Genomic DNA, 12,300 nt, shown 5'->3' with positions numbered 1-12,300 from the left:
ATACTAAAAAAACTCTTAGAGAAATTGGAATTGATATTAGAAGAGAACTGTATAAAATAAACAGCCTCGTTTGTAGAAAAACGAGGCTGTGGCAAATAGGCTTAATTTTTTAAGTTGATTTTATTCAAATGTAATCCATCAGATTGAACTCCTCGGGCATATTTTACACCCGCTTTTCCAAATATCATGGTGTAACCTACAGAATGATCCTGTGGGATTCCAATCAGATCTCGTAGCGAAGGATCAATTTCTTCAATAACCCAAGTAATCATTCCATTCCAAAGCGTAGCAACATTATTCGCATTGGCTGCAAATTCAAAATAAGTTAAGGTAATTATTGAATCTATTTTTGGAGATGCATCTTTAGCTGGAGCAGTTGCAATGAGCATGTGAGGAGCATTTCTAAAAATGATATCAACGCCAGCTTTTTCCCATAGTTTTTGGAATGAAGCAAGCATGGCATATTTTTTAGGAAGATTCCCTTCGACAGATGCTTTTTTGATGGCCTTATAAACTGCATCTCGGAAAATCAGGATGTCTTCCTTATTGTCTATTAATGAAAATAATACGGCATTGTCATTGTGTCCAGTTGGCGCATGAGATGCTGTTTCTATCAATTCCTGTATCAATTCCTGATCCAAATTTTCATCTTTAAATTTGCGAACTGATCTTCTGGTTCTAATGTGATTATTCATGGCCTGAGCTGATGGCATTTCAGCTTTATAAGAAACCGAATCTTCAGGCTTTTTTCCTAATATAGAAATTGCAGCAGTTGGGCAAATGGCCAAACAATGCTGACATTTCATACAGTTCTTTTCTTTTTCTTTAGCAATGGAAGCCTTGGGAGTAAGGTTGATAATTCCTACCGGACAATCCTCTTTACATAGGCCACATTCAATACACTTGTCTTCTGCAACTTTAAAGTCGATCATTTCTTTTGATTTTCAATTCTTGTATCTTCCAAATGGAAATTCGCGACAAAAATAGAATACTTATTTTATATGGAAACAATCTTTTTATAATTAAAATGCTGATCGAATTGCATAAAAAAAACCTGCCCAAATGGACAGGTTTAATATTTTAATGTTGCAAAATTTTAGAAAGCAACAGATACTCCTAGCTGGAATACTGAGTTTTGAACTTTTGCATCATCTTCATCAATAATATTCGATAATCCTAAATTGTATCTCAAACCTACTGCAACTTTTTCAGTTATATCATACTCAAAACCAAGTGCTAGCCCGAAATCTAACCCTTTCATTTGATCATCTGCATCGCCACTAATAGTTGCATCACCCGAGTCAACTTCAGCTTCAGAACTTAAATGAAAGCCAATTTGTGGTCCCGCAACAGCATGGAATTTGTCAGCTAATTCAGCACGAAGTAACAATGGAATGTTCAGATAATTTGATTTCCATGTGATATCACCACCATCTCCATCTATCTTGAATCCTTGGCGAGAGTATACCATTTCTGGTTGGAATGCAAGTTTTTCATCAATAGCAAATCTTGCGAAAGCACCTATGAAGATATCTGTTTTCACATCAGTATCTTCAATATCGTCTCCTTTAAAATTTGCAAAGTTTAATCCACCTTTTAAACCGAATTGTACATCTTGCGCAAACAAACTTGTACCAGCAAATAGTACAACAACTAGTAGTAAAAATTTTTTCATGTGATTTGATATTTTAAATTAACATAGCTAACATACGAAATAAACTTGTTTTGGATTATAATGTACAATATAAATATCCAATTAGTTGATGAATAAATGATAATTCTTTGTCAAGATAAATATTCTTAATGTTAATTTGTGAGATGTAATTAATCCTTAGATTGTAGTAAAATTATCAATTGCTATTTCCGATATCGACTTCTTTTTACCTCATGTTTTCTTGAAGAATTTAAACTGGTTTCATTTTCCTCTGTTGTTTCAGGATCATCGCTAAGGTAAATGGCTTCTTCACCTGTTGCGGTAATTTCGAGAACCTGTCCATACTTTTCAGGAAGGCCTAATTCTTTGGCCTCCTTCCATTCTCCATGACCGTATACGGCAATCTCTTCATCTTTTTCCAAAATTCCCTCTTTGCACCTAAGGGTTTTGTTAAAGCCAAACAAACCAGTAGTATCAATTCCTTTGCTGCTTAAGAAAGATTCCATATTCTCGGTAGGATCATTCAAAAAGCCTGATTTGTACTTGGCATCCTCAACAATGTAAGATTTCAATAGACTATCGTTAATGTAAGCATATTTGCTGCCATCTTTAATCAAGTATTTGCTGTGTCTTTCTTCATCAACAAGAGTATCCCATGTTGAGCTTTTTCCTGTTGATCTTTCTTGTTCAATCAGCACATGATAATGGGAGCACTTTCGTCCTGAAAGAGGAGCAATTAAAGGAGAATCAACAAATTCTACTTTTCCTACTATTTTAGCTGTTTCTCCACTTCTGAAACTAGAAAGCCTCTTAAGTTCAGAAGTCTTTAGTTTACGCTTGATAATTGCTTTTTTGCTAAAATAAAATACTAACCCAAACACAATGGCAGTTATTACTACAAAGGCGATGATGATGATTTCTCCTTGCATTCTAGTTTGTTTATTTTTAATGTTTACTTAACTATACAACACTTTACAATTCCTTTTTCCTCGGATGCCAAATAAAGATTTTCTTTGCTATCAACAATCATTGGTATGTAAGTACAACCCTTTACCAACTCTTCAATACCCTCAATTTGTTTTGCACCTTTATTGCTGTATACTTTTATTCTAGTGGGGTCTTTTTCAACCGTAACAATGGCACCACTCGAAAGGGTAGCAACACTAACAGGGTTACAGCATCCGTGAAAATCCAGCACTTCTTTCCCGCGCTTACCAAATGCCATTAAACTGTTTCCATTGTAATCGAAACCTTGAACTCTGAATGCTCCTAGATTGGCAACAATAATCTCCTTTTTTTGGTTTACAGAGAAGTCAAGAATACCACAGCAGGCACGCATATCGTCTATTTCCTTTAAAAATTCGCCTGATGTTCTATCATGAATCTGAATCTTTTTTAGTTTGCAATCTGATACGATCAGGTGTTGATCTACAACACGACTGCCCGATGCAATATGAACACCAGATAACTTGTACTTGTTAATTGCTTCACCTTCTTTTGAGAAAATTTGACATTCTACGCCAACAGGCAATTCTTTAGATACCATTCTACCACGAATCTTCTTCTTTACAAGTTTCATTTCGCTCGAGAATACATAGATATTGTCTTCGATATCCACAGAAATAGCTGTAGGTTTCCCTGAAATGGTAGGTTTAAAACGTTTTGTAACTTTTCCAACTTCATCTAAAATAATGATGGTTCCATCTTTTTTAAGCGCACATAGTTCGTTATTCTTAAAGCTTGCCAGGTAAATTACATCTAGAACACGTTTTCCTTTGTATTCTTTATCTACCTGATACGAAACCGGATCCACTCCATCCATGATCTTGTCCAGACCTATTTCGAGTCTACGCATGTTTTCAACTTTGCTGATTACCTTGGCTACATAAGGTTGTTTCTTTAAATCAGGATGCAAATCTTTCACCAATTCGTATAGTTGCTCATAGGATCTGAAAATGGTTGCTCTTTCAAATAAGTAGCTTGAGTAAAGTGCATTGGGATTCTTCTGCATAAAATCTTTCTCGTATTGCTTAATTGCAGCATTAAGCTCCTTTTTATGTTTGGCATATTTTGCCTGTAATGCCTTCTTATCCTCATCACTTGCATTGGGATTGTACTTAGGAAAGCTCTGTTTTATTCTTTCGTATTTTAAGCGAATTTGTTTTTTGCCTTCTTTGCAGCGTTCGTAATCGTCGTGAATAACAGAACCGGTAATTTTGGCATTTTCAAAATCATTAACCGATCCATTAAAATTCATTTTCACATTCTCAAGCATTATCTGTTTCTTTAGAACCACCTCTTCGCCATTACATTTTAGTTTCAATCGCAATGTTCCCATAATTAGTTTTGGATAGTACCCCTTAAATTGAAAATTTCCATTTACAATTTCACTGGTGTCTGTTTGATAGCCTTTTTCTGCAAATGTTAACAATACAATCTCTCCTTTACTTATGCCACTTATATGACCATTGAGGATAAAAGGATTATTGTTTTCGATGGATTTTCCAGCTATAAATAAAGCCATCAGTACTGATAAAATTAGTAGGGTATTTTTCATGTTTTGGGTGTTTTGGTTTGTGATTTGATTATGAGACTATGTATTATTCTAGTAGGTGTTTGGTCTCATGTAATTATAATTTTAAAATAAGAGTTTCAATATTTTTATTACTAGGTCTTGGTGCATTTTGATTTACTACATTACCCGATTTATCTATTAATAGAAAATGAGGTATTCCTTTGATGTTGTATCTTTTACTGAGTGTAAAGTAATCCTCATCGGTGAGCAGTACATTTATTCCATTGATATCTTTATTTGCAATTGCAGTTTCCCATTGGGCTTTATTGGATCTACAACCCAAATAAACAAACTGAACCGGTTTGCCATTTAGTTTCTTTTTCAATTTTTGGGAAGGTTTCATTTCCATCATACAAGGAGCACACCACGGTGCCCAAAAATCAACATATAATACCTGGCCTTTATTCACTTCAATAATAGAATCAAGTACTGTATTTTCAGTCGGTTTGGATTTTATGGTGTTATTGTTTTTAAGTGTAAGTTTATTGTATTCTTCGGTTAAGTGATTGGCGATGTACGAATCTTGAACTAAATCTTTAACGGCGGAGTATGCTATTAATGAGTTTTGTGGTGTTTTCTTGAAATTTTGTATGGCAAATAAATACAAAAGCATATCTCTCGTTATCCCAGATGAGCTCTTGTTTATGTAGTTTGCTTGCTCGGGAAAGTAGGAGTTAGGGACATTTGCATATTCTTTGTTATCACGAATGTCAAGAAATATTTCTCTTAGCTCTTTATTTTGGAATTGATATAGATTCAGTAATTCTTGAATGAAATCAGATTGATGTAAAACAAAGAAATTGCGATTGTTCATATTGTAGTTTTCCAGAAAGGAGAAATAATTATTTGGCAATTTAATGTCTTCTGTTTTAACATTATTCATCATAGGATTTGACCACCAATAGCGCATTAAATTATCTAAGTTTCTGAATTTGTTTTCTGTATTAAGTATGTCGTAATACAATGGTCCTGCACCAAATTCTTTTCCAAATTTATCAATTATACTTTTAGAATTACTTTCTATTGTAGATATGAAATTCTTAAACTCCTCAGGTGATTTTGTCTTTGTTGCTTCATCAATAGATTGTCTAAGTGATCTTGTGTATAAAGAGTCACTTGCCCATTCTTGAAATTTTCGGATATTGTTATAGTCTTCTTTTGTTGTACCACTTATTTGGATATAATCCCCTTTTGTTACCGCTTTTCTTGATTTGTCATTCCAAATATTAGCATCGATAGTGAAATGTAAACTATCACCTGGACTAATTACGAATGGAAACGATTTATTATAAATTCCCCAACAAAGTGAGGGACTTATAAGCTTGGCTTCATATTTAAATTTACCAGTTAAATCTATTTTAATCTGTTTGAAGGGAGCTGATTGAGCAAAAATATCAGGATGTAAAACTTCGATCCATGTTTTATTTTTGTGTTGAGATAAATTGATTATTTCTCCGGTGATAATTGCTTTGTTTGCTTGTAAAGGTTTTGATTCATTGCAAGAAGGTAAGTTAAGAATTGCTGCTATAAAGAAAATGTAAAGAAGGTAATGTCTCATAAATTAAATCTGAATTAAGGTGATATTTTTCTTTTTACTGCTATGACCATGGTGCTGAATTCCCATTCCTCGTTATAGAGTATGGTTGAGAGAGAAAATGGTCTGCAATTCTATCATTTATTTCGCATCAAGTTGTTAAATGTACATAACATTTAATCTTTAAGCAAGAAATCATAAAAATTAAAACGAAACTTTTAGTAATATCAATTCATTCAAAATAATATTAACAAAATTAATGTTAAAATATTTGCTAGTTTGTTACAATAATTATAACTTCATTATCGTTTTAAAAAAGAATATGTTGGATAGAGGGAAGGGTAAATTAATTAATTAATTTATCAAGCTGCAGTAAATTAAATTTGGGAATCAATAAAATCTAATCGTAAAGTTTGAATATACAGGCCGATAAATTGTATAAAACGACAGGGGAATAAAAATGCAAATTGATTTGCAATTTTAATTAGGGCTTGTGATTTTGTTTGAGGATAATTTTGAGTGTAAAATATGTTTGCAATTTGGTTTAAGAGGTATGAGTGTATTATATAGGGGATATATGTTCTTGTTAGAAGTTATTTTCATAATTAAAAATGGGTGTAAAATTTCTTCTAGGAAGTGTATGTGTAGGCTGAAATACACATAACAAATAGTGAACCAATGGGAATGGAAACCCAAAGGTCCACTAATGTCGAAAAACAAATGTGCTCTGTTGATTGTTTTTAAAAAACCTATGGTAAATGTCAGTAAACCAAAAAATGCAATGCATAGAAACACAACAAAGCCATTTGCTTTGTAAATCTAATAAATAAAGTTAAATCGTCGAAGAATCAAACAATAGAAAACTTACAGATTAATTTAAAATATATGACCTGTACAAGATATCTGCTAGCAATTGTGAATACCATTGACATTTATCTTGTTCTTCAATTTCGTAAAATAATCTGTTTTAAAATATAATTCATAGATAAAAACATTACCCTTAACTGATTATAAGAGAAATGAATTTACAATTGATACGATACAGCATGTCGGAAAGCTCTACATTGGGCATGTTGTTTATTGATGGGCATTTTTCCTGTTATACACTCGAAGATGCAATGAGAGAAGAGAAAATACCAGGGGAGACATGTATACCGGCAGGGATTTATGGGATTACCCTCAGAACAGAAGGTGGACAAAATCATCGGTACAGTCAGAAGTTTCCCAATATGCACAGGGGAATGCTGCACTTGTTGAATGTGCCTAATTTCAAATATGTCTATATTCATTTTGGCAATACAAAGGAAGATACTGAAGGATGTATATTGGTGGGAGATGGTGCCAATAACAACCAAATAGAGGAAGGGTTTGTTAGTAGTAGTGTAAAGGCATATCAGGGAATCTATAAGATTATTTTAGATGCAATTGAGGATGGAGAAGGAGTTTGGATTGAGATTGTTGATGGTATTCCTGCTCAGAAAAATCAACCCCAATTGACTAATGCAGTTGTGGCTGCCAATAGGCTTAATTTGCGAAAGTCGCCAAGTGGAGAAGTGGAAGGAGTTCTAAACCAAAAAACACGAACCAAAGTTCTTGAATCGCATGATGGCTGGAGCAAGGTATTGATAGAAGGTTGGGTGGATGAGGAATATTTGGAAGAGGCGTAGAGTATCTTTATAGTAATAAAGTAGAATAGTTTATTACCTTAAAATAAAATAACCCAGTGAATGTTTTTCGATTTGACTGGGTTATTTTATACTTGTTCCATTATTGATTGAAATCCTAAAAAAAATACTGCAAAGCTACTTTCACTGATTCAGCAATTGGAGTTGTTGGTCTTCCTAAAATAGAAGAAAGTGTGCGTGAATCATCGAATAAAGCACCCTTAGAAGCACTCACATCCCAACTTGCCAATCCTATAGCTAATCCCTCTGGAAGACCAATATTTTTAAGAATATTGGCATATTCTTCTTCCTGCAAATTGTTGTAAGGGATATTTTTCCCTGTTTGTTTCGATATGATAGCAGCCAAATCGGTTAAGGTGTAAAAATCATCACCAGCTAATTCATAAACTTTACCCTTATGTGATTCATCTGCAATTACAATTGCAGCAGCTTCGGCATAATCAGCTCTTGCCGCGGATGAAATTTTTCCTTCCTCAGCGCTTCCTAAAAATGCGCCTCCGCCAATTGCTCCAGGAACCGATGCAGTATAGTTTTCACTGTACCAACCATTTCTTAGGATGGCAAATTCAAGACCTGAATTTGCTAGAATTTGTTCTGTTTCTAGGTGCTCAGCAGCAAGATTTAAATGCGAAGTGTCGGCATGAAGAACACTTGTATAGACGATCCATTTTACCCCAGCCTCTTTAGCTGCATTAATTACATTTTTGTGTTGTGCACTTCTTTGCCCAAATTCCGTACCCGAAATCAATAATAGGCGATCAATACCATTAAGTGCCTTCGAAAGATGATCTGGTTTACTGTAATCAAATTCACGGATTTCTACTCCTAAATTTGCAGCCTTTTCAGTATCTCTTACCAAGGCTACAATATTTTCATTTGAAACTCTGCTTTTAAGTTGTTCAACAACTTGACTACCTAGTTGACCAGTAGCCCCTGTAACTGCTATTTTCATATCCTATACTTTAATTGATATTTGTTTGTTAATCTTATACTGCAAATGTATAGGAGCAAGAAGGCATGTGAAAGGTAAAAAAGTTCACTTGAATGGTAAAATCAGAATTTACTGTTTTAATGTTGTTTTTTGATATTCAGAAGGAAGCATGTTTACTCTTGATTTAAAGTACTTGGTAAAGTTGGTAGGATCTTCGAAACCAATTTTGTATGCTATTTCTTTTATGGAAAGGGCAGTATAGCCCAATAAACGTTTAATTTCCAGTACCAATCTATCTTCTATAAATTGCTTGGTATTAGTGCTTACATATAATTTAATGGCAGCATTTAGTTGCTTTGGAGTAACTTTTAGTTCATCGCAAATGTCACTTACTCGCAGTTTATAGGATACTTTTTCTTCAACAATTTTTTTGAACTTTATATATATGGCAAAAGAGTCATTACATATAATATCTACTCTTTCGCGCTTGTTTCTTTCGATTTGAATTAAGAAATTTTTAAGAAGATTGCGTTGATATTCAGCTGTGTCAAATTGTAAATCTTTGCTTTGCTCTGCAATCATTTCATCTAAGAGCGCATATACTTCCTTATTGGCAAAATTGCTGATGGGTTTTAATGAATGGGTAAAAATGGTGTAGTCGTAAAGATACTGATAATCGGCTCCTCCTTTGATGATGAAATCAGGAGTAAACACCACAGCAAATCCTTCGGTTTGTTCGTTGGCAGAGAAACGCTGGACTTGTCCCATTGCAATTGGAATCACTGTGTTTTCGGAATAAGCAATCTCCTCAAAATCTACTTCATGTGCCCCCCTTCCTTTGGTAAAGACTAATATCTGATAGAAGTTTAGTCGATGTGCTTTGTGATTATTCTTTTGGGAATGTTCTAATATTCTTTGCAAAGGAATTATTTCTAAGCCCAATTTGGTACTTCTATTGTTGAAATTATATCTGGGTATATTGGCTTCACTCATTAGGATTCCTGTTTTGATTTGAATCCTAAAAATAACAAAAGAGTCAATTTAACGGACTCTTTTGTTATTGGATTTTTCTAATCTTGCTTTTTCCCCTTTTCCATAACCAGACCCATTTTACTCATTACATGATCATAGCCATTCTTTGAGTGCGGCAAGGTGCATTCGCTACAGTTTTTAATGCCATTATCGGTATAGGTAAAGTTTCCACCACATTTGTCACCCAACATGTACAATGGGCAAAAGCAGAATAAGCAGTTAAAATCTGCTTCGTTTTTAACTTTATGGCATGGGAAATATTCACATTTTGTATTCTGAACGAACTTGTAATTTTCTGACATAATATGTTGTGTTATTTTACTGTTGACAATATTAAGATTTTTGTTTTAGAGTTTTACTTTATTAGATAAGTTTAATAGCATATCTAAAATGTATATAGGGCTTTTATAGCAAAGACATATTTATAAAGCCCAAAATATTATTACATCCGGCTAAATGCATTGCTTATCGGAGAATATCTTCAATGATCTAAAATTTATAAGATTGCATGTTATCCAGACATAAAATCAGGTAATATCGCCATATATTTGCCTTAATGGGAAAAAATTAACTATTAATAACTTTTAAAAAATGAACACTAAACTAAGGAGTATAGGAAGAATTTTTACTTTAGCTCTTCTTATTTCATGTACTGTGTGGCAAGCTACAGCACAGGTAAATTATAAAACGCGAGAAGAAATTCCAGCGAAATACAAATGGAATTTCTCTGATATCTACGAAAATTGGGAAGCTTGGGAAGCCGATTTTAAAGCTATTTCCGTGGATATGGAAAAAATTCAAGGCTTTAAGGGCAAGCTGGGAGAAAGTTCTGAAAACCTAGCAGAAATGCTGAAGATTCAGGAAGATTTAATGAAGAAGGCTTACAAAGTGTACCAATTCGTTTCTTTCCAAAGTACAGTTGATCAAAGAAATATGGAGCTAATGGCTAAGCTTCAGCAGGTTCAATTGCTATTCGCTCAATTTGGAGTGGCTACTGCTTGGATTTCTCCTGAAATGATCCAAATTCCAGAAGTAACAATGAAAGAGTGGGTTGCTTCTAATCCTGCTTTGAAAGATCATAAATTCGATTTAATGGACATGTATCGCTTACAAAAGCATGTTCTTAGCGAAGAAATGGAGCAATTGCTATCATATTACTCACAGGTAACTGGTACTGCTGGTAGTGTATTTAAAGCGATTTCTACGGCTGATATCGAATTCCAGGAAGTGGAATTGTCTGATGGTAAAAAGGTAAAAGTTACTCCAGGTGTTTACTCACAAATTGTTACCAACAACCTAAACCAGGAAGATCGTAAAAAAGCTTACGAAGCATTGTACGATGTGTATTACAAAAACAAGAATACATATGCTGCTATTTATAATGGTATCGTACAGGCAAACTGGGCAGGTGCTCGTGCTAAAAAATATGAATCATGCTTAGATGCAAGATTGGAAGGAAATAACATTCCTAAGGATGTTTACTTGAACCTGATAAAGACAGTGAAGGAAAACACTGCTCCAATGCGCAAGTATATCGAATTGAGAAAGAAAGTTCTTGGTCTTGAAAAATATTATGGTTTTGATGGTTCTATTAGCTTGACAGATTATAGTAAGAATTATCCTTATGAAGATGCGGTTAAAGTGGTAACAGAATCAGTGCTTCCTTTGGGTAAAGAGTATCAGGCTAAACTGAAAAAAGCCACTGAAAGTGGTTGGTTGGATGTTTATGAGAATCCTGGAAAGCGTTCTGGTGCTTTTTCAGCAGGAGTATACGGTGTTCACCCATACATGCTATTGAATTACGATGGAACCTTGGATTATGTGTTTACTTTAGCACATGAACTGGGACATACAATGCATACAACTCTTTCTAACGAAAATCAGCCATTTGCTACTCATGGTTATACAATTTTTGTAGCAGAGGTTGCATCTACTTTTAACGAGCGTTTGTTGTTGGATCACATGATGCAAAATACCAAAGATCCAAACGAAAGAATTGCTTTGTTAACTCAGGCTATTGAAGGTATTATTGGTACTTTCTATGCACAAACCATGTTTGCTGATTACGAATATCAGGTTCACTCAATGGTTGAGCAAGGAAAACCAGTAAATGCTGATGTGTTGACTAATGTTTGGGGAGGTATTGCCAATGAGTATTATGGTGATGCAACTGAAAAAACAAAGTATTCAAACTACCCTTGGACAAGAATTCCTCACTTCTACAATTCACCATTCTATGTATACCAGTATGCAACTTGTTTTGCTTCATCGGCTAAATTGTACAAGGATGTAATGGAAGGTAACAAGAAGGATAGACAAGCTGCTTTGGAAAGATATATTACCCTATTGAAATCAGGAGGTAATGATTTCCCAATGGAGCAATTGAAAAAAGCTGGTGTTGATTTGTCGAAACCAGAAACTATTATGGCAGTTATTAATCAATTAGATGAATTGGTTGATCAATTGGCTGCAGAGCTTGAAAAAGTGAAGAAAAGCTAATTAATTGTCATCTAGAATAAAGAAAGCAGCTCATATGAGCTGCTTTTTTTGTGCCTGGTTATTTATGAGAAAAGCAAGCGAGTGGGCTAAGCTTTGTTGTTTGATTATTTAGATGTCATAATCGGTATAGCTTACCGTAAAACTATCATTACCACTCTAGTTTTCCTTTTATTGTTTTATTTGTTCCCTACCACCTGTAAGTCCTTACTGACCACTCGGCAATATCACATTCCTGTCCGGGAAGTCTTACCCCAATGTCCGGGAAGCCAAACATCCTGTCCGGGAAAGCATTTCTCTGTGTCCGGGAACGGGTTCGACTTCGACTTGGTAGGGAAGCACTTCCTCCTGTCCGGTAAGAGTTGCCGCTTGTCCGGAACGTTATAAATCAAA

General features: G+C 34.4%; 10 protein-coding genes. 2 read left to right on the top strand and 8 right to left on the bottom strand.

The window, feature by feature from the left end:
- Positions 1 to 101 precede the first annotated feature (101 nt).
- The 5 genes from ACKPCA_RS06385 to ACKPCA_RS06365 form a co-directional block, all read right to left on the bottom strand.
- Entirely contained in the window at positions 102 to 932 is an 831-nt protein-coding gene (locus tag ACKPCA_RS06385) for a nitroreductase family protein (protein WP_321281996.1), read from the bottom strand.
- Positions 933 to 1,096: 164 nt separating this feature from the next.
- Positions 1,097 to 1,675, bottom strand: coding sequence for a porin family protein (locus ACKPCA_RS06380; protein WP_321281994.1), 579 nt, complete (start codon positions 1,673 to 1,675; stop codon positions 1,097 to 1,099).
- 182 nt (positions 1,676 to 1,857) lie between these two features.
- Positions 1,858 to 2,583: a hypothetical protein gene (locus ACKPCA_RS06375; protein WP_321281993.1), complete on the bottom strand. Its 726-nt coding sequence runs from the start codon at positions 2,581 to 2,583 to the stop codon at positions 1,858 to 1,860.
- A gap of 23 nt (positions 2,584 to 2,606) precedes the next feature.
- Positions 2,607 to 4,211: a DUF4369 domain-containing protein gene (locus tag ACKPCA_RS06370; protein ID WP_321281992.1), complete on the bottom strand. Its 1,605-nt coding sequence runs from the start codon at positions 4,209 to 4,211 to the stop codon at positions 2,607 to 2,609.
- A 73-nt stretch (positions 4,212 to 4,284) separates the two neighbouring features.
- Positions 4,285 to 5,787, bottom strand: coding sequence for a TlpA family protein disulfide reductase (locus tag ACKPCA_RS06365; RefSeq protein WP_321281991.1), 1,503 nt, complete (start codon positions 5,785 to 5,787; stop codon positions 4,285 to 4,287).
- Between the two features lie 995 nt (positions 5,788 to 6,782).
- On the opposite strand from ACKPCA_RS06365, the gene ACKPCA_RS06360 reads away from it, so the two are divergent.
- Positions 6,783 to 7,430, top strand: coding sequence for a DUF5675 family protein (locus tag ACKPCA_RS06360; protein WP_321281989.1), 648 nt, complete (start codon positions 6,783 to 6,785; stop codon positions 7,428 to 7,430).
- Between the two features lie 115 nt (positions 7,431 to 7,545).
- Here ACKPCA_RS06360 and ACKPCA_RS06355 read toward each other — a convergent pair whose 3' ends face one another.
- The 3 genes from ACKPCA_RS06355 to ACKPCA_RS06345 all read right to left on the bottom strand — a co-directional run bounded on the left by ACKPCA_RS06355 (position 7,546) and on the right by ACKPCA_RS06345 (position 9,713).
- Positions 7,546 to 8,400 carry an SDR family oxidoreductase gene (locus tag ACKPCA_RS06355; RefSeq protein WP_321281987.1) on the bottom strand — a complete coding sequence of 285 codons (855 nt, stop codon included), beginning with the start codon at positions 8,398 to 8,400 and terminating at the stop codon, positions 7,546 to 7,548.
- 108 nt (positions 8,401 to 8,508) lie between these two features.
- A complete protein-coding gene (locus ACKPCA_RS06350) occupies positions 8,509 to 9,372 on the bottom strand; it encodes a helix-turn-helix domain-containing protein (RefSeq protein WP_321281986.1) in 864 nt (287 codons plus the stop codon).
- A 77-nt stretch (positions 9,373 to 9,449) separates the two neighbouring features.
- Positions 9,450 to 9,713, bottom strand: coding sequence for a cysteine-rich small domain-containing protein (locus tag ACKPCA_RS06345; RefSeq protein WP_054721345.1), 264 nt, complete (start codon positions 9,711 to 9,713; stop codon positions 9,450 to 9,452).
- Positions 9,714 to 10,002: 289 nt separating this feature from the next.
- Here ACKPCA_RS06345 and pepF point away from each other — a divergent pair, with 289 nt between their 5' ends.
- Positions 10,003 to 11,910: an oligoendopeptidase F gene (gene pepF / locus ACKPCA_RS06340; RefSeq protein WP_321281985.1), complete on the top strand. Its 1,908-nt coding sequence runs from the start codon at positions 10,003 to 10,005 to the stop codon at positions 11,908 to 11,910.
- Positions 11,911 to 12,300: the final 390 nt, after the last annotated feature.

Source organism: Marinifilum fragile (genome assembly GCF_963677365.1).
GTDB classification, from domain to species: Bacteria; Bacteroidota; Bacteroidia; order Bacteroidales; family Marinifilaceae; genus Marinifilum; species Marinifilum fragile.
The sequence above is the reverse complement of the archived record's forward strand: the minus strand, read 5'-3'. Positions and strand labels throughout refer to the sequence as shown.

What these genes read in the sequence shown, in the direction of transcription:
- ACKPCA_RS06385 (WP_321281996.1), bottom strand. Translation starts at nt 932, where the DNA reads ATGATCGACTTTAAAGTTGCAGAAGACAAGTGTATTGAATGTGGCCTA.
- ACKPCA_RS06355 (WP_321281987.1), bottom strand. Translation starts at nt 8,400, where the DNA reads ATGAAAATAGCAGTTACAGGGGCTACTGGTCAACTAGGTAGTCAAGTT.
- ACKPCA_RS06360 (WP_321281989.1), top strand. Translation starts at nt 6,783, where the DNA reads ATGAATTTACAATTGATACGATACAGCATGTCGGAAAGCTCTACATTG.
- ACKPCA_RS06375 (WP_321281993.1), bottom strand. Translation starts at nt 2,583, where the DNA reads ATGCAAGGAGAAATCATCATCATCGCCTTTGTAGTAATAACTGCCATT.
- pepF (WP_321281985.1), top strand. Translation starts at nt 10,003, where the DNA reads ATGAACACTAAACTAAGGAGTATAGGAAGAATTTTTACTTTAGCTCTT.
- ACKPCA_RS06380 (WP_321281994.1), bottom strand. Translation starts at nt 1,675, where the DNA reads ATGAAAAAATTTTTACTACTAGTTGTTGTACTATTTGCTGGTACAAGT.
- ACKPCA_RS06350 (WP_321281986.1), bottom strand. Translation starts at nt 9,372, where the DNA reads ATGAGTGAAGCCAATATACCCAGATATAATTTCAACAATAGAAGTACC.
- ACKPCA_RS06370 (WP_321281992.1), bottom strand. Translation starts at nt 4,211, where the DNA reads ATGAAAAATACCCTACTAATTTTATCAGTACTGATGGCTTTATTTATA.
- ACKPCA_RS06345 (WP_054721345.1), bottom strand. Translation starts at nt 9,713, where the DNA reads ATGTCAGAAAATTACAAGTTCGTTCAGAATACAAAATGTGAATATTTC.
- ACKPCA_RS06365 (WP_321281991.1), bottom strand. Translation starts at nt 5,787, where the DNA reads ATGAGACATTACCTTCTTTACATTTTCTTTATAGCAGCAATTCTTAAC.